This is a genomic window from Microbacterium sp. Z6_144, from assembly GCF_057197625.1.
The window spans coordinates 1,657,430-1,673,136 of sequence record NZ_JBXVPT010000001.1 but is presented as its reverse complement, the minus strand read 5'-3'; the positions used below and the strand labels follow the sequence as shown (position 1 = coordinate 1,673,136).

At 68.9% G+C, this 15,707-nt stretch carries 18 protein-coding genes; 12 read left to right on the top strand and 6 right to left on the bottom strand.

Annotation, left to right across the window (positions count from 1 at the left end; translation table 11 throughout):
* The first annotated feature begins 1 nt into the window (after window position 1).
* The 5 genes from AC2DGY_RS08205 (at window position 2) to AC2DGY_RS08185 (ending at window position 4,841) form a co-directional block, all read left to right on the top strand.
* A complete protein-coding gene (locus tag AC2DGY_RS08205) occupies window positions 2–1,222 on the top strand; it encodes a PucR family transcriptional regulator (RefSeq protein ID WP_484509196.1) in 1,221 nt (406 codons plus the stop codon).
* Between the two features lie 82 nt (window positions 1,223–1,304).
* Window positions 1,305–2,225, top strand: a complete 921-nt coding sequence (locus AC2DGY_RS08200; protein ID WP_484509195.1) for an ACP S-malonyltransferase — start codon at window positions 1,305–1,307, stop codon at window positions 2,223–2,225.
* A complete protein-coding gene (locus AC2DGY_RS08195) occupies window positions 2,222–3,223 on the top strand; it encodes a beta-ketoacyl-ACP synthase III (RefSeq protein ID WP_484509194.1) in 1,002 nt (333 codons plus the stop codon). Before AC2DGY_RS08200 ends, AC2DGY_RS08195 begins: the two co-directional genes overlap by 4 nt.
* A 75-nt stretch (window positions 3,224–3,298) precedes the next feature.
* Entirely contained in the window at window positions 3,299–3,547 is a 249-nt protein-coding gene (locus tag AC2DGY_RS08190; protein WP_124293295.1) for an acyl carrier protein, read from the top strand.
* 55 nt (window positions 3,548–3,602) lie between these two features.
* A complete protein-coding gene (locus AC2DGY_RS08185; protein ID WP_484509193.1) occupies window positions 3,603–4,841 on the top strand; it encodes a beta-ketoacyl-[acyl-carrier-protein] synthase family protein in 1,239 nt (412 codons plus the stop codon).
* 138 nt (window positions 4,842–4,979) lie between these two features.
* On the opposite strand, the gene AC2DGY_RS08180 is transcribed toward AC2DGY_RS08185, so the two are convergent.
* From AC2DGY_RS08180 to AC2DGY_RS08170, 3 genes are all read right to left on the bottom strand, one after another.
* The gene (locus tag AC2DGY_RS08180) at window positions 4,980–5,483 is read right to left on the bottom strand and encodes a DUF3145 domain-containing protein (protein ID WP_484509192.1); all 504 of its coding nucleotides are present in this window, start codon (window positions 5,481–5,483) and stop codon (window positions 4,980–4,982) included.
* Between the two features lie 163 nt (window positions 5,484–5,646).
* Window positions 5,647–6,171 (bottom strand): DUF1269 domain-containing protein, encoded by a 525-nt coding sequence (locus tag AC2DGY_RS08175; protein ID WP_484509191.1) that lies wholly within the window; start codon window positions 6,169–6,171, stop codon window positions 5,647–5,649.
* Window positions 6,168–6,686: an Hsp20/alpha crystallin family protein gene (locus tag AC2DGY_RS08170; RefSeq protein WP_484509991.1), complete on the bottom strand. Its 519-nt coding sequence runs from the start codon at window positions 6,684–6,686 to the stop codon at window positions 6,168–6,170. The genes AC2DGY_RS08175 and AC2DGY_RS08170 overlap by 4 nt, the downstream gene beginning before the upstream one ends.
* A gap of 379 nt (window positions 6,687–7,065) precedes the next feature.
* On the opposite strand from AC2DGY_RS08170, the gene AC2DGY_RS08165 reads away from it, so the two are divergent.
* Window positions 7,066–7,491 carry an Hsp20/alpha crystallin family protein gene (locus AC2DGY_RS08165; protein WP_484509190.1) on the top strand — a complete coding sequence of 142 codons (426 nt, stop codon included), beginning with the start codon at window positions 7,066–7,068 and terminating at the stop codon, window positions 7,489–7,491.
* 40 nt (window positions 7,492–7,531) lie between these two features.
* The gene (locus tag AC2DGY_RS08160) at window positions 7,532–7,675 is read left to right on the top strand and encodes a hypothetical protein (protein WP_484509189.1); all 144 of its coding nucleotides are present in this window, start codon (window positions 7,532–7,534) and stop codon (window positions 7,673–7,675) included.
* 77 nt (window positions 7,676–7,752) lie between these two features.
* Here AC2DGY_RS08160 and AC2DGY_RS08155 read toward each other — a convergent pair whose 3' ends face one another.
* A complete protein-coding gene (locus tag AC2DGY_RS08155) occupies window positions 7,753–8,526 on the bottom strand; it encodes a hypothetical protein (protein WP_484509188.1) in 774 nt (257 codons plus the stop codon).
* Between the two features lie 217 nt (window positions 8,527–8,743).
* Between AC2DGY_RS08155 and AC2DGY_RS08150 the strand changes: the two genes are divergently transcribed.
* The 5 genes from AC2DGY_RS08150 to AC2DGY_RS08130 all read left to right on the top strand — a co-directional run bounded on the left by AC2DGY_RS08150 (window position 8,744) and on the right by AC2DGY_RS08130 (window position 14,016).
* Window positions 8,744–10,759, top strand: coding sequence for a DUF262 domain-containing protein (locus tag AC2DGY_RS08150; protein WP_484509187.1), 2,016 nt, complete (start codon window positions 8,744–8,746; stop codon window positions 10,757–10,759).
* 327 nt (window positions 10,760–11,086) lie between these two features.
* On the top strand, window positions 11,087–11,383 hold the full coding sequence (locus AC2DGY_RS08145) for a putative quinol monooxygenase (RefSeq protein WP_484509186.1): 297 nt from the start codon (window positions 11,087–11,089) through the stop codon (window positions 11,381–11,383).
* Entirely contained in the window at window positions 11,380–12,135 is a 756-nt protein-coding gene (locus AC2DGY_RS08140; protein ID WP_484509185.1) for an SDR family oxidoreductase, read from the top strand. The genes AC2DGY_RS08145 and AC2DGY_RS08140 overlap by 4 nt, the downstream gene beginning before the upstream one ends.
* A gap of 36 nt (window positions 12,136–12,171) precedes the next feature.
* Complete coding sequence (locus AC2DGY_RS08135; protein WP_484509184.1) at window positions 12,172–12,999, top strand: SDR family oxidoreductase; 828 nt, start codon at window positions 12,172–12,174, stop codon at window positions 12,997–12,999.
* A 99-nt stretch (window positions 13,000–13,098) separates the two neighbouring features.
* Window positions 13,099–14,016 carry a LysR family transcriptional regulator gene (locus AC2DGY_RS08130; RefSeq protein WP_484509183.1) on the top strand — a complete coding sequence of 306 codons (918 nt, stop codon included), beginning with the start codon at window positions 13,099–13,101 and terminating at the stop codon, window positions 14,014–14,016.
* Between the two features lie 32 nt (window positions 14,017–14,048).
* On the opposite strand, the gene AC2DGY_RS08125 is transcribed toward AC2DGY_RS08130, so the two are convergent.
* Window positions 14,049–14,606: a TetR/AcrR family transcriptional regulator gene (locus AC2DGY_RS08125; RefSeq protein ID WP_484509182.1), complete on the bottom strand. Its 558-nt coding sequence runs from the start codon at window positions 14,604–14,606 to the stop codon at window positions 14,049–14,051.
* A 145-nt stretch (window positions 14,607–14,751) separates the two neighbouring features.
* Window positions 14,752–15,501 (bottom strand): SDR family NAD(P)-dependent oxidoreductase, encoded by a 750-nt coding sequence (locus AC2DGY_RS08120; RefSeq protein WP_484509181.1) that lies wholly within the window; start codon window positions 15,499–15,501, stop codon window positions 14,752–14,754.
* Between the last annotated feature and the right edge of the window lie 206 nt (window positions 15,502–15,707).

The following is a 15,707-nucleotide window of genomic DNA, read 5'->3' as shown; positions in this document are numbered from 1 at the left end:
GATGGACGCGCGCAGCGCCACCCCGGCGGACAAGGCCGAGACGCTCGCGTGGTTGCGTCGTATTTCGGGCGATCTCGCTACAGCGACGATCAACCGGCTGCAGGAGTCGCTCCCCTGGTACGCCGAGATGCCACCGGCCCGCCGCTCCGCGGTGGGCCTGGTGGCACAGGCAGGGATCACGTCGTTCATCCAGTGGTACGACGACCCGACGTCCACTCCCTGGATCGCCGCCGACATCTTCGCCGCGGCGCCTCGTGAGCTGCTGCGCAGCGTCAGCCTGCAGCAGACGCTGCAGCTGATCCGGGCGACGGTCGAGGTGACCGAGGAACGCGTCAAGGGGCGAAGCGGCAATGTCCGCGACGCGATCCTGCTGTACTCCCGCGAAGTCGCCTTCGCCGCCGCCGACGTCTACGCGCGCGCAGCCGAAGCACGCGGCCTGTGGGATGCGCGCCTGGAGGCGCTCGTCGTCGACTCGATCCTCACCGGGGAGGCCGACGAGGAGCTCCCCAGCCGCATCGCCGCCCTCGGCTGGCACGGCCATGGCGAGGTCGCCGTCCTCGTGGGTACCACTCCCCCACAGCTGGACGTGGATCAGTTGCGCCGCACGGCACGCAAGCTCGGCGTGGACGTCCTCATCGGCGTGCAGGGGATCCGCCTGGTCCTGGTCGTCGGCCGGGCCCAGGCCGCCCGTACCGAGGACGCTGCGCCGGAGCTGCCATTCCCCGAGATCGCCCGACGACTGGAACCCGGCTTCGGTGAAGGCCACCTCGTGCTGGGGCCGACCGTTCCCGCCCTCGTCGACGCCGGCCAGAGCGCCCGTGCGGCCCTCGCCGGGTTCGCGGTGGCGAGCGCCTGGCGCGGCGCCCCCCGGCCCGTCGATGCCGACGACCTGCTTCCCGAGCGGGCGCTGGCGGGCGATCCCCTGGCCAAGCAAACCCTGGTCGAGCGGATCTACCGACCGCTCCATACCCACAGCACCGACCTGGTCTCGACGCTGTGGAGCTACCTGGACAATGGCCGGTCGCTGGAAGCGACCGCGCGCGAACTGTTCGTCCACCCCAACACCGTCCGCTACCGCCTCAAGCGGGTGTCGGAGGTGATCGGGTGGGATGCGACCGGTCCTCGCGAGGCACTCATCCTCCAGACCGCGCTCATCCTGGGCGCCATCGGCACCGACGCCACCCGTCGCCGCCCCACCACCCTGCGTCGGGCGGCGCACTGATGTGGGTTAGGCACAAAGGTTCTGCCGATTCTTGTCCGGCGATCTCCGAAGGTCGCCCTCCGATCCTTGACAGGATGGAACGATGATCATCGCCGTCTTCCCCGGACAGGGTTCGCAGACTCCCGGCTTCCTTGCTCCCTGGCTCGAGGTGGACGGGACGCGCGACCGTCTCGAGCGCTACTCGGACGCGGCCGGAATCGACCTCGTGGCCGCCGGTACGCAGTGGGACGCCGACCAGATCCGCGACACGAAGATCGCTCAGCCCCTCATCGTCGCCGCGAGCCTGGTGTCGTGGGCGACCGTGACCGCGTCCGCCGGCACTCGCCCTGATGGCGTCGCCGGTCACTCCGTGGGCGAGATCGCCGCACTCGTGGCGTCGGGGGTGCTCTCGGACGATGAGGGGATGCGCCTGGTCGCCCTCCGCGGACGGGCGATGGCGGACGCTGCCGCTCTCGAACAGACCGGCATGAGCGCGATCGTCGGCGGCGACGCGGACGAGGTCACCGCCCGCCTCCAGAACCTCGACCTCACCCCGGCCAATCACAACGGCGGCGGACAGATCGTCGCGGCGGGGAGCCTGCCGGCATTGGCCGAACTCGCCGACACGCCGGTCGCGGGCAGCCGCGTCATCCCCCTGCGGGTGGCCGGCGCCTTCCACACCCGCTACATGGAGCCCGCCGTGGCGGCCCTGCGCTCCGCCGCGAACGGCCTGTCCCCCGCCCACCCGGACACGACCCTGTGGACGAACGCCGACGGCTCGGTCGTCTCGGACGGCCGTACCGCCCTGGACCTCCTCGTCGCCCAGGTGGCCTCCCCGGTGCGCTGGGACCTGTGCATGGAGTCGTTCGGCGCGCACGGCGTCACCGGCATCATCGAACTCGCGCCCGCCGGTGCCCTCACGGGGCTCGCGAAGCGCGGCCTCCGTGGCACACCCACCGTCGCGGTGAAGACACCCGACGACATCGCTGCAGCCGTTGCGCTGCTGAAGGGAGAGGCAGCATGACCGCCGTCCTCACGCAGCCCCAGGGTCCGGCGCACACCCGGATCTACTCCTACGGTGCCGCCCGCGGCGAGCGGGTCGTGCCCAACGACGACCTCGTCGGGCCGATCGACTCCAGCGACGAGTGGATTCAGCAGCGCACGGGGATCATCACGCGCGTGCGCGCCGAGGCGACCACCTCGGCGATCGATCTCGCCGCCGATGCGGCGGCGGAGGCCATCGAGCGGTCCGGGGTCCCCGCGTCTGAGATCGACGCCGTCATCGTGGCCACGGTCAGCAACCCCAAGCAGACGCCGTCGGTGTCGGCCATCGTCGCAGACCGGATCGGGGCCACCCCCGCCGCCGCATACGACGTCAACGCCGCCTGTGCGGGATTCGCCTACGCCGTCGCCCAGGCCGACGCCCTCATCCGCGGGGGCATCATCCGCCACGCGGTCGTGGTCGGCGCCGAGAAGCTCAGCGACATCGTGGACCCCACCGACCGCAGCATCTCCTTCCTCCTCGGCGACGGGGCGGGCGCCGTCGTGATCGGCCCCAGCGACACGCCCGGGATCGGCCCCACGGTCTGGGGCTCCGACGGGTCGAAGTCGGACGCGGTGGGCATGAACCACACCCTCATCGAGTTCCGCGACGGCCTCGCCCCCTGGCCCACCCTGCGCCAGGAGGGACCCACGGTGTTCCGCTGGGCCGTCTGGGAGATGGTCAAGGTGGCGCGCCAGGCGCTCGAGGCCGCCGGCGTCGAGGCCTCCGATCTCGCGGCGTTCGTGCCCCACCAGGCCAACATGCGCATCATCGACGAGTTCGCCAAGCAGCTCGGCCTTCCCGACACGGTCGTCATCGGCCGCGACATCGCCACGACGGGCAACACGTCCGCGGCGTCGATCCCGCTGGCCACGCACCGCCTCCTCGAGGAGCACCCCGAAGTCAGCGGCGGCCTGGTGCTGCAGATCGGCTTCGGAGCCGGACTCGTCTTCGGCGCGCAGGTCGTCGTCCTCCCGTAGCCCCCGCGACCCGGACCCTAGACTGAACAGGGCCCTGCGGGGCTCGCGAACCCGAAGAACGAACAGGAGAAACCCATGGCATTCACCAACGACGAGGTCCTCGCCGGACTCGCCGAACTGATCACGGACGAGACCGGAATCTCGGCCGACGAGGTCGCGCTGGAGAAGTCCTTCACGGATGACCTCGACATCGATTCGATCTCGATGATGACGATCGTCGTGAACGCCGAGGAGAAGTTCGGTGTGACCATTCCCGACGACGAGGTCAAGAACCTCAAGACCGTCGGCGACGCGGTGACCTACATCACGTCGAACCAGGCGTAACCGTTTCCTCCGGTGGGGGCTCGCCCCCACCGGCTCCCCCCTGAGGATCCTTCATATGAGCACCTCCCGCATCGTCGTCACCGGCATCGGCGCGTCCACCCCCATCGGCGGGACCGCACCGGAGAGCTGGTCCGCGCTGCTCGCCGGGGAATCCGGCGCGCACACCCTCGAGCACGACTGGGTCGATGAGTACCAGCTCCCGGTCACCTTCGCGGCAGAGGCGATGGTGCGCCCCGACAGTGTGCTCGAACGCCCCGTCGCCAAGCGACTGGACCCCGCGTCGCAGCTGGCTCTGGTGGCCGCCATGGAGGCCTGGGCCGACGCGGGGAGCCCCGAGGTGGACCCCGAGCGCCTCGGTGTGGACTTCGCCACCGGCATCGGCGGCGTCTGGACCCTGCTGGATGCCTGGGACACGCTGCGCGAGAAGGGCCCGCGCCGCGTCATGCCGATGACGGTGCCCATGCTCATGCCCAACGCCGCTGCCGGCAACCTCTCCCTGCACTTCGGCGCGCGCGCGTATGCACGCACGGTCGCCAGCGCGTGCGCCTCCAGTACCGAGTCGATCGTCAACGCCCTCGAGCATCTCCGCGCCGGCCATGCCGACATCGTGATCGCCGGTGGGACGGAGTCGGCGATCCACCCGATCACCCTGGCCGCGTTCTCCTCGATGCAGGCGCTGTCGCGCCGCAACGATTCGCCCGAGACCGCATCGCGTCCCGGCAGCATCGATCGCGACGGTTTCGTGATGGCCGAGGGAGCCGCCGCGCTGATCCTCGAGACGGAAGAGCACGCCCGGGCACGCGGCGCACAGATCTACGGCGTGCTGGTCGGCGGCGGCGTCACCGCCGATTCCTACCACATCACTGCGAACGACCCGGAAGGCCATGGCGCAGCCCGGGCCGTGCGTCTGGCCCTCGAGATGGCGGATGCATCGCCGGACGACGTCACGCACATCAACGCGCACGCCACTTCCACCCCGGTGGGTGACCCGAACGAGTACCAGGCGCTGCGCTTGGTGTTCGGGTCTCGCGTCGATGACATCCCGCTTTCCGCGACCAAGGCGTCGACGGGTCACCTGCTCGGCGGAACCGGCGCGCTGGAGGCGATCTTCACGGTGCTCGCTCTGCGCGACCGGGTGGCACCGCCGACGATCAACCTCACCGAGCAGGATCCGGACGTGCCCTTCGCCATCACCGGCACACCGGTTGAACTGGGCGGCGGAGACCACCTCGCCATCAGCAACTCCTTCGGTTTCGGCGGGCACAACGCCGTGGTGGCGTTCGCGAGCGTCTGACACCCCGCCTCACCACGAAGACCCCGCGCCTTCGGGCGCGGGGTCTTCGTGATATCGGGCGAGGACACGATGTCCCGGCCGCCGGGAAGACTCACCGGCGTCCGGTACCCACGCGTCGCTCGGCCCGAAGCCTGCGGGTCACCCCACTTTGTGCAACCAGACCACGGATGCGTCGTCGCTGGCGTGGCGGAACGGCTCGAGCTCCTCGTCCCACGCCGCGCCGAGGGCGACCTCCAGTTCGTGGCGGAGTTCCATGGGGTCGCCGGCAGCCACCTCCATCGCGTACCGGAGGCGGTCCTCCCCGATCACCACGTTTCCCGCGGAGTCGGTCTGGGCATAGTGGATGCCGAGCCCGGGCGTGTGCATCCAGCGTCCGCCGTCGCTGCGCGGGGTCGGGTCCTCTGTTACTTCGAACCGCAGGTGCTCCCACCCGCGGATCGACGTCGCCAGAGCGGCGCCGGTTCCCACCGGGCCCTCCCAGTAGAACTCCGTCCGACGGGCGCCGGTGAGTACCGGCTGATCCGTCCACTCGAAGTTCACGGCGCGGCCCAGGCTGCGGCCCACCGCCCACTCGAGGTGTGGGCACAACGCGCGCGGCGCAGAGTGAATCAGAATCACCCCGCGCGAAAACGTGCTCGCCATCGTCTCTCCTTCGTCAGGTACGTCTTCCCCTACGACCTGACCGGGATACCGGCGTTTTCAGTTGTGCTGCCGCCATTATCGCCGTCCGGTGCCGGAATCACAAGGACGCGCGCCGAAGCCGTCGGAGACGGCCACGTTCCACACTCCGCGCCGATGTGCGCGGTCAGCAGGTGACTGGGATCGCCTCGACGATCATCTCGTCGCCGCTGTGGACCGCGTCCACCACCCGCTCGTAGGCGCCCTTTTCGATGGCCGTGCTGGCGGTCTTGCTCGCGCCCTGCAATCCTGCGTCGGAGCGGTGCAGGTAGACGTCGTCGACGACGGCGACGATCGCGGACGACCCCGCCGGCAGCCACTCCGCGGCGTCCATCCCGAACTGCTTCTCCTCGTGGCTCTCGTCGACCGCGCCCGCGTCCGCGTCGAGGGGTACGCCGACGCCCGCCGAGGGCAGGAGCCCCGGGGCGAACAGGCCCACCACCAGGCCGGCGACAGCCGTAGGCGCAGTGCCGTACACAGCGAGCCTCCCTCCGTGCTCTGTCACTTCGACCCGGCCCCCCGGGTCGCTCGTGAGCACCACCGCGGCGACCACGTTGAGGTCGTCGGCTGACTTCATCTCCGCGAAATCACCCTGCGCCGACGCTTCGTCGTCGAAGCAGGCGACGAGCAGTGAGTAGCTGGGGTCCATCATGCGTCCTTTCCGTGGACCCACCTTCCGCCGCGTTCGCCGGGTTCGGCCAGAGCAAAAGGTCCTGGCCCCTGAGGGACCGGGCTGGACGCCGGGGGTGCGTCGCCGTTGTAGCCGACCGCGATGTCACGAGCCGCCGCGCCGCCGGCCAGTGGCACTCGGATCCGCAGGATGCCGTCGGCGAAGACGGCATCCAGCGCTCGGAGATCGAAGTGGTCGGGAAGGGAGATCGCGTGATACAACTCCCCCGCCGACTCCCGCGTCACGTAGCGACGGTGCCGATGCTCGCCTTCCCGCTCCTCCGCCTCGACCACGACTCCGCCGTGGTGGACCCGCACGGTGATCTCCCGCTCCCGGAAATGGGGCAGGTGGATCTCGATCACGAGAGACTCGTCGCTCCCCGTGTAGATGTCGGTGGTCGGCGGCTGCGCGCACGACTGCGCGGCGTCGTGCCGCGCTTCGCCGTCGCCTTCCCACCGCACCCGCACTCCCGACTCGCATCGTTCGCATCCGCGCATGCGGAGCACAGCACCACTGTCTGCGACGGACGACGCGGGAGCCAGGGGCCTTGGTCCTTCCGGCGTTCACCTACCAGGCCGTCGCGGGCGCAGGTGCCGCGCAGCTCGTTCGGGCGGGGTCGGGTATGCCCGCCAGGAGGGGCGGGTGCGGGGGGTGCGCCATGGTGCTCATCCTCAGGCGCCCACTATCGGCCCGCAAGGGCGCCCGGCTCAGGTCGATCGCGAGGGTTGCGCCCGGCCCCGGCGTCGAGGTGTGGCCCGTGGGAGGACCAAAGACACTACCCGCCGAACGGCTTCAGGCGGAGTGTGGCGGTGCGCCCACCTACCGGTGGCGCGGCAGGGCTCACCACGTTCTGCACACGGTGAAAGGACTGAGACGATGGCTCGCAGTGTGACGAAGTTCGACCCCTTCATGGGCCTCGACGCCCTCCGCAGAGGGCTTTTCAATGACCTGTCGCCCTCCCCGCGCGCGACGCTGCCCACCACCGACGTCTACACCGAGGGTGACAAGACACTGGTCGTGGATGCGTACCTCCCCAACTTCGAGGAGAAGGACATCAACGTCACGGTCGATCAGGGCGCCCTGGTGATCCAAGCGGAGCGGCGTGAGAAGGAGGAGGACAAGGACAAGAAGTACGTCGTCCGGGAGAGCAGCACGAGCTTCTACCGCAGCATCCTCCTTCCGGAGCAGGCGGACGAGGACGGGATCGCCGCGAACTTCGACAAGGGCGTCCTGAAGGTCACCGTCCCCCTCACCGGTGGTGCATCCCCCCGGAGCATCACCATCGGCAAGAGCACCTCATAACCGTTGTCCCCGGGCACCCGGGGACCCGCGAAAGATCGCCATGAACCAGTACCGAGCCACACGGCTACCCATGGCCGGCGAGGACCCCCTGTTTCCCGGCAGCGCGGTGCTGCCCACGACGGAGCCGATCGACATGGCGGCGATCATCGCAGCGGCCTCCGCAGCATCCCACCTCACCCGGTGACGCGTCAGCGGTCGCCGCAGACGAGAGAGGGGCGCCCCGGTCCGACCGGAGCGCCCCTCTCATCTGTCGGGCGAGGCTCAGGCCTCGCTCATGACCGTCTGCTCGACCTGACCACGCGCGGCGAGGGCCGCCGCGCGGGCAGCGAGGCGGCGGGTCTGCTCAGCCTGGCCTGCATCCAGGAGATCCTGGGAGACCTCGTAGTTGGGCACGCGGGGGCGGCCGTTGTGCTTCTCGATGTAGGCGTCGAGCTCCGGACCCGACTCCCACGAGGTGATGAGGCAGTAGCGCGGCTCGTCACCGGGGTGCGTGGCGGCGTGCCACAGACGCTGCGTGTCGACGATGAGCTGCGCGCCGGCCGGAAGCGCGATCCGATATTCCACGCTCGGGTCGGTGCGGTTGTCGCGCAAGACGAAGTAGCTGTCCTTGTCGTCGGTCAGGTTGAAGAAGCCGCGCACGACCCACCCCGTGCCGTCCGGGTTCAGGCGGTTGTTGTCATCCTGATGGAGGTTGTACAGGCAGTCGGCGTACGTGTTCGGCTGCAGCTCGATGATGCGGCAGCGGCCGACGTTGGCGCCCGGCTCCAGCGCCCGGCGAACGAGGTTCGGGGCCTTCTCGACCTGAGAAGGAATCCAGATGCCGTCCTTGTCGGTGCGGGGCGTCTTTCCGCTCCAGAACCCGCCGCACTCGATCTCGCCGTCTTTCGACGCGAGCGGGGCGAACCGGGTGTCACCGGACGACTTCCAATCGACGTACTCGAGGTCCAGCCACTCCTTGGGGTCGAGTTCCTGGTTGTAGCGGTCGAGGACGACGTAGCCGGTCTCTTCGAGAGCGGCGGACTTGATGTAACCCATGAGGTGAGTCATGCCTTCCGTAGGGGGCCAGTACGTTTTTCCAGGCCCTGGTAAGGCAAGCCTACCTGCGGCACCCGATCCTTCCCGGGGAGGCGAGCCGGGGAAGGGCCCGGCGCCCCGAACGCCCAGGCGGCCTCGGTTAGACTCTCCGGGGCTTTCGTGCGCCGACCTCGGAGAGCACGCGGGCTTTCTCGCGGGTGGAGGTCGGAACGGGATGATGGTCAGCGCCACGAACGTCGATGCCAAAGCGGTCAACACGGTGGGCTGGCTCTCCTCCCCCGAGACGAACATCGTCGTGCCGGTGTATCAGCGCCAGTACCGCTGGGACATCGGCGGGTGCGAACAGCTCCTTGCCGACATCCGTGCCGTCGCCGATGCCGACGACCGCACGATGCACTTCATCGGCTCGATCCTCTCCGCAGCCAACACCGACGGCGCGGACGGCGCCTCCGAGCTCGTCCTCATCGACGGCCAGCAGCGGATCACGACGTTGATGCTCCTCGTCGCGGCCCTTCACCACACCGTACGAGCCAGCGACGCCGACCTCGCCGCGCAGCTGGAGCGCGTGCTGGTGCGCGCCGCCGACCCCGCGCGCACCAAGCTCCGCCCGCACCGGGCGTGGGCTGCCCTGTTCGAAGCGGTCGTCCTCGACCGGCATGGCGACGGCGCCGACCGCGACTCTCGCTTCGACGACAACTACTCGTTCTTCCGCAGCCAGGTGAGCCTCGAGGAGGCCCCCCGCATCTGGCGAGGGCTGCAGAAGCTCGAGCACGTTGCGATCACCCTCGGTGCAGGCGCGAACGCGCAGCAGATCTTCGAGAGCTTGAACTCGACCGGGGAGCCGCTGCGCGACCACGAGCTCATCCATAACTACGTCCTGATGGGTCTCACGCACGCGGAGCAGATCGAGATCGAAGACGAGTACTGGTTGCCCATCGAGCAGAACACGGGCCAGTCCATCGCCGCGTTCTGGCGTCACTACCTCGTCATGCGCACGGGACGCGAAGTCAGCAGCGTCGGCGAACGCGGCGTCTACGACGCCTTCCGCGCCGAGTTCCCCCGGCTGGAGCGCGAGCAGTTGCTTGTGGCGGCGGCGGAGTGGAAGGCGTACTCGGAGATCTACCGGGTGCTTCTGGAGCCTGCGCACGCTTCGGATGCGGAGATCTCGCGCGAGCTGGAGTATCTGAACGTCTTCGGACGGGGGATGTACCCCCTGGTCATGCAGGCCTATGGCGACTTCACCGCCGGGTCGCTGCCGAAGGCCGAGCTCCTCCGCACCATCCTGTACGTGCAGGCGCTGCTCCTTCGCCGCACGGTGTCCGGTCTCAGCAACGAGCGGCTGGTCGCGCGCCTGTGCCGTGCCCGCGCGGCCGGCAACGACGCCCTCGAGCGAGCGATCTCGCGGATCACTCCGTCGGACGAGCGCGTGCGGGTCGGGCTGAAGTACAGCGATCTGCCGCATCCGGCCTACGTGCTCAGCCGTCTCGCCGACGTCGACAACCCCGCCGACCTCGAACTCGAGTACATCTTCCCGCTCGCCCCGGGCGACGCCTGGACCGGCGACGGGACACGTGCCTGGTCGGAGTACAGCGACGACGAGCAGAACAGTCATCGCGCGCTCGCCAAGACTCTGGGTAACCTCACGCTCCTGGAGGAAGGGCTCGCCGAAAGGGCTGCCGACCGCTCCTTCCCCGAGAAACGGGATGCGGTGTACCCGCGCAGTTCCGTGGTCCTGGCCCGGGAGCTCGCCGATGTCGATGCGTGGAACACCGCCGCGATCTCGGCCCGTTCCGCCGCTCTCAGCGAGCGGTTCCTCGACATTTGGGCCAAGCCCCCGGTGGTCGCCATCGACGACGACGACCTGACGCCGATCCTGGATGCCAAGCGCCGTCGTGGCTGGCCGCGAGGATGGCAGCGCGAGTGGGACTACGTCGAGTACCGGGGTGAGCACTGGGAGGTCTACGACGTCAAGTACCTCTTCAACCGGGTCTTCAAGCGCCTGTGGGCGGACTCGCGGGAGTCCGTGATCGCCTTCAGCGCTCGACGGGGCGGCCCGGTCTACGCGGCGCAGTCCTGGAACGGCCAGTGGGACGCGCTCGATGAGAACCACTACCTCTACATGGGGTGGGATTCCCGCTACATGCTGGGCGCCGTGCAAGGCGTCCTCGAGGAAGCCGGCCTCGCGTCGGAGGTCTTCGTCAAGTATTCCTACATCGGCAATGCCATGCCCTGACCGCTGTCGCAGCGGTCAGGAGTTCAGCGGCGAAGTATCGGGATCGCCACCCCGGCGTGGACGTGAGCCCCGCCTGCGGCCGGCGACGCACCGCCCGGTGACGCTGCCGGGCGCCCGCTGAGGTATGCGGTCTGCGCATGTCTGGCGTGCGAAACCCTCGCTTGTGCGGGATTCCGAGGAGAGCCAGATTGGAGGCGCCCCTCCACGGACCCGAACGAGCTGGAGATTCGCATGGACCGTTCGCGTGACCAGAACGATGCCCGGACCCACATCCGGCCATCGACACGGGGGGCGAGCGGGCCCGTCGTGTTATTGACGCGGTTCGCGATGAGAGACGCCGAGGCGGCAGAGGCGATGACACAGCGCCTGAAGACCGCCGCCCGCGCTGTGACCGAAGAACCGGGCGTCATCACCTACGACGTGTACGCCGACGACTCCGACCGCTCGACGCTGTACGCCATCGAAACCTGGGCGACCGTCGAGGATGCGCGGCGTCATCAGCAGGTCGCGGTCGACAACGGCAGTGTCGAGGAGGCCCGTCCGCTGCTCGAAGAGCCACTCGCCACCATTACCCTCCGGCCGCTGTTCGCAGCCGACATCGAGAAGGACGGGAACGAAGCGTGAAGACGAATCGGAAGAAGGTCCTCGTCACCGGCGCGGGGACCGGGATGGGCCTGGAGGCCGCACGGCGGTTCAGCCGGGAGGGTGCGGCCGTCGTGATGGTGGCCCGCAACGCCGAACGCCTGCAGCGTGAGGCGGAGAAGCTGCCCGGGGCCGTCCCGTTCGCCTCCGACATCTCCGATGCCGCCGCGCTTGCCGACCTCGTCACGTTCCTCACGACCGAGCATTCCGATCTCGACACCGTTCTGCTCAATGCCGCGGTCACCCACACCTATCGCCTGTTCCATGACGTGCAGGAGATGGTCGAGCATGCGGAAATCGAGATGCGGACGAACTACCTTTCCGCTGTCCGCTTGATCGGCGAACTCGTCCCGCTGCTGGACAGACAGCCGGACCCCGCGCTCATCGTCACGACGTCAGCAGTGGCGTTCGCGCCGGACATCACCAACCCGACGTACAGCGCGACCAAAGCGGCCCTCCACTCGCTGACCCAGTCGGTGCGGCTGCAACTGGAGCAGAACGGGTCGCACGTCAAGGTCTTCGAGTTCATGGCCCCGTTGGTCGACACGCCCTTCTCCGCGGGAGTGAAGTCAGACGCGAAAGTGTCTGCCGCAGACGCGGTCGCCGAGCTCTTCACGGCACTGGCCCGTGACGAGCTCGAGCTGCACGCCGACACGACGGAGGACGTGTACCAGGCCCTCCGCGTCTCGCCGGACGCGGCCACCCGCGCTGTCAACGCTGCGACCGGGGCCTGACCCGACGGCCGCACTCACGTTCGAAGGAGTCACACCATGAAGACCTGGTTCATCACCGGCGCCTCGCGCGGAATCGGACGGGAGCTCGCGGAGCAGATCCTCGCCCGCGGCGACCGCGTCGCCGCCACGCTGCGCCGACCCGAACAACTGGACGACCTCGCGCTCGCGTATGGAGACCGCCTCTGGAGACAGGCCCTCGATGTCACCGACACAGCGCAGATGGAGGAGGTGGTCGGCAACGCCTTCGCGGACCACGAGCGCATCGATGTGGTCGTGTCGAATGCCGGCTACGGTCTGTACGGTGTCGCGGAGGACCTCAGCGACGACGACGTGGAGCGGGCGATCGCCACCAATCTCACCGCTTCGATCCACCTCGTCCAGCGAGCGGTCCCGCACCTGAGGGACCAGGGCGGCGGCGTCTTCGTGCAGATGTCGAGCATGGGCGGACACATCACCTTCCCGGGGCTGTCGATCTATCACGCGACGAAGTGGGGGGTGGAGGGATTCCTGGAGGCGGTGGCGGCGGAGATCGCCCCCTTCGGGATCAAGACGATTCTCGTCGAGCCCGGAATGGTCCGGACCTCCTTCTACGACACCGCGCAAAGGGTTCCGGTCAGCCAGCCGTACGTCGGCGGCCCCGCCGACGTGCCGCCCATTCCGGTCGAAACCATGCCGGCCAGCCAGTCGGGCGTGGCCCACGCCACCATCGAGGCCGCGCTTTCGGAGGACCCGCCTCTTCGCCTGCTCATCAACTCCGACGCGTACGAGGCAGTGACCTCCACCGTGCGGGCGCGCCTGGCGACCCTCGAGGCGCGGCGGGACGCTGCGTACGCCGCTGACGCGGAGTTCCGGCCGGCTCCCTGAGACGACAGTGGGTGCCCCGCCGGACCGCCAGCAGCCGCTGGGGCACCCACTGTGCTCTCCATCTCCTCGACGAGCAGCGACCGGTACTAGAGTTCCCCCGTGTCCGACCTGACGCTGACCGGCCTGCGCGTGCTCGTCGAGGTCGCGCAGCGCGGGTCTTTCACCGCGGCGGCGGAGGCTCTCGGGTACACGCAATCGGCGGTGTCGAGGCAGATCAGCGCGGCCGAGGACGCCGTCGCAGCGCCCCTCTTCGAACGCCGGCCCCGCGGCGTGCGGCTGACCCCGATCGGTGAAGCCCTGGTCCGTCATGCTCGTCGCGTCCTGGCCGAGGTGTCCGCGGCCGAGCTCGAGGTAGCCGGCCTCCGCGACCGCATCGCCGGCCGACTCGTCGTCGGCGCCTACCCGACCGCTGCGGCCGTTCTCCTCCCCCGCGCGATCGCCGTCGCTCAACGGACGCACCCGGCCCTGACCGTGGCGCTGTGGGAATCGGGCAGCCCCGTTCAACTCCGACGGCTGCGCGCGGGCCGGATCGAGGTGGCGGTGGTGGCTGTCGGCGATGGACTGCCCGCATACGATTTGACCGGATTGCGGACCGAGGCCATCGGTCCACTGGGGGGAATGGGCATCGCGGTCGGCTCGGCGCACCCGCTCGCCGCACGGGACGAGGTCGACATCGATGACATCGCGGACGAACTCTGGATCGTCGGCGCCGGTAGCGAGAACGAGCCGCAGTTCGGCGCCTGGCCCACTCTCCCCGACCCGCGGATCGCTCACCAGGTTCGAAGCTGGCAGACCCGGTTAGGGTTCGTCGCCGCAGGACTCGGCATCTCGCTCCTTCCGGGATTCGTGGCGGAGAGCGTGCCGCAAGGCGTGAAGCGGCTGCGCGTCAACGATCCTGGAATGGAGATGGATCGGACGACGCTCGTCGTGACCGAGACGGAACCGACCCCCGCTGTGAGCGCCTTCGCCTCCGCGCTGAGGGAGGTGGCGTCGGGCTGCCCATCGGCGCCCCGCTAGCAGACCCGGCTGGGGGCGCAAGGCGGCAGGGGTCATGCAGGAAAGGCACGGAGCATGCGCTCTGCGACCGCTGCGAGCTGCCCCCGGGAGGCGCCGCCGGCCGCCTGGACCGCCAACCCTGCTGATGCCGTTGACAGGTATTTGGCCAGTTCGGCGGGGTCTTCGGCCTCGGAGAGATCTCCTTCGGCGATCGCTCGTTCGAATCGTTCGGCCAGTCTTGTCTCGCCTGCGCGACGACTGTCGCTCAGAAACGCCACGATGGGCTCGTCCTCCGGTCTCCCCGACAGCCCACCCTGGATCGACAGGCATCCGGCAGGCCGCCCCGGCGTGGTGATGGCAGCCACGTTGCTTCGCAGATAGTGCTCCGCAACCGCCCTCGCCGTCCGCTCCGCAAGCGCCTCGCCGACGTACGCCATGTCGACCTCTGCATAGCGCGAGACCGCCCGCTTGAAGGTGCTCTCCTTATTGCCGAACGCCGCGTAAAGGCTGGGCCGAGTGATGCCCATGGCGTTGGTGAGATCATCCAACGTCGTTCCCTCGTAGCCGTTCCGCCAAAAGACTTCGATCGCTCGGTCGAGTGCGTGGTCCATGTCGAACTCCCGGGGTCTCCCCCGCATCACCATGTGATCGCCTCGCCCGAGTTTTTCATACTGTCCAGGATAAAACGCAGGAACGATCACCGAGGCCCACAGAGTGCCCGGCCTCCCCATCGAGAGGCCGGGCACTCTGCATGGGTTAGATATGGACCTCGCCCCCGTCCACGATGAGCTCTCCGCCCGTCATGAAGCTGCTTTCATCCGTCGCAAGGAAGAGCGCCGCATTCGCGATCTCCTCCGGCTCGGCGAGACGGCCCATCGGCACCGAACCGGCGATGAACTCCAGGAGCGCGGGCGCCTCCTCTTCACTGGAAGCCAACCCACGAAGGCCCGGGGTATTGGTCGGGCCCGGGATGAGGGTGTTCACTCTGATCTTGCGATCCTTCAGTTCCGCCGCCCATGTTCGGCCGAACGAGCGAACCGCCGCCTTGGACGCCGCGTACACGCCGAATGCCGGCGTGCCCCCGAACGTCACCGAGGATCCCAGGAGAATGACGCGGGCGCCGTCCTTGAGGAGTGGAAGCGCCTCCTGCACCGTGAAGAGAGTGCCGCGGACATTGCTGTCGAACGTATCCGAATAGTGTTCCGCGGTTATGCCGCCCAGGGCTGCGAACGCGCCCCCGCCGGCGCCCGCGTACAACACGTCGATCTCCCGCCCGTCACGAGCGAGCGCGGTGAACAGTCGAGCAACCTGCTCGAGGTCAGCGACGTCTGTCTGGACGCCCGTCGCCGCGGGGCCGAGGTCGCGCACGACTTGCTCCAGCTCGGCGGGGCGCCGCCCCGTGATGATGACGCTCGCGCCCTCGGCGACGAATCGCTTCGCGGTGGCGAGTCCGATGCCCGCAGTTCCGCCCGTCACCAATGCGGTCTGTCCAGTGAGTTTTCCCACGGTCTTCTCCTTCGACACGAAGAACGGTGGATCCGTCCGTGGGTAATTCTATATCGGCCAGTACAGAATGCGGCCCGCGCCCGAACCCGGCATCCTTCGCGACCGCGGACCACCCAGGACCGAGGGGTCGGGAACCACGTGTTCGTGTCATGCCGATGACATGCGCGGTCCATGGGTGCGCGATTGCCTGCAACTGCCGGGGACGG

Coding starts and splice junctions, on each gene's coding strand:
- AC2DGY_RS08205 (WP_484509196.1), top strand. CDS start 2: ATGGACGCGCGCAGCGCCACCCCGGCGGACAAGGCCGAGACGCTCGCG.
- AC2DGY_RS08200 (WP_484509195.1), top strand. CDS start 1,305: ATGATCATCGCCGTCTTCCCCGGACAGGGTTCGCAGACTCCCGGCTTC.
- AC2DGY_RS08195 (WP_484509194.1), top strand. CDS start 2,222: ATGACCGCCGTCCTCACGCAGCCCCAGGGTCCGGCGCACACCCGGATC.
- AC2DGY_RS08190 (WP_124293295.1), top strand. CDS start 3,299: ATGGCATTCACCAACGACGAGGTCCTCGCCGGACTCGCCGAACTGATC.
- AC2DGY_RS08185 (WP_484509193.1), top strand. CDS start 3,603: ATGAGCACCTCCCGCATCGTCGTCACCGGCATCGGCGCGTCCACCCCC.
- AC2DGY_RS08180 (WP_484509192.1), bottom strand. CDS start 5,483: ATGGCGAGCACGTTTTCGCGCGGGGTGATTCTGATTCACTCTGCGCCG.
- AC2DGY_RS08175 (WP_484509191.1), bottom strand. CDS start 6,171: ATGATGGACCCCAGCTACTCACTGCTCGTCGCCTGCTTCGACGACGAA.
- AC2DGY_RS08170 (WP_484509991.1), bottom strand. CDS start 6,686: ATGCGCGGATGCGAACGATGCGAGTCGGGAGTGCGGGTGCGGTGGGAA.
- AC2DGY_RS08165 (WP_484509190.1), top strand. CDS start 7,066: ATGGCTCGCAGTGTGACGAAGTTCGACCCCTTCATGGGCCTCGACGCC.
- AC2DGY_RS08160 (WP_484509189.1), top strand. CDS start 7,532: ATGAACCAGTACCGAGCCACACGGCTACCCATGGCCGGCGAGGACCCC.
- AC2DGY_RS08155 (WP_484509188.1), bottom strand. CDS start 8,526: ATGGGTTACATCAAGTCCGCCGCTCTCGAAGAGACCGGCTACGTCGTC.
- AC2DGY_RS08150 (WP_484509187.1), top strand. CDS start 8,744: ATGGTCAGCGCCACGAACGTCGATGCCAAAGCGGTCAACACGGTGGGC.
- AC2DGY_RS08145 (WP_484509186.1), top strand. CDS start 11,087: ATGAGAGACGCCGAGGCGGCAGAGGCGATGACACAGCGCCTGAAGACC.
- AC2DGY_RS08135 (WP_484509184.1), top strand. CDS start 12,172: ATGAAGACCTGGTTCATCACCGGCGCCTCGCGCGGAATCGGACGGGAG.
- AC2DGY_RS08125 (WP_484509182.1), bottom strand. CDS start 14,606: ATGGACCACGCACTCGACCGAGCGATCGAAGTCTTTTGGCGGAACGGC.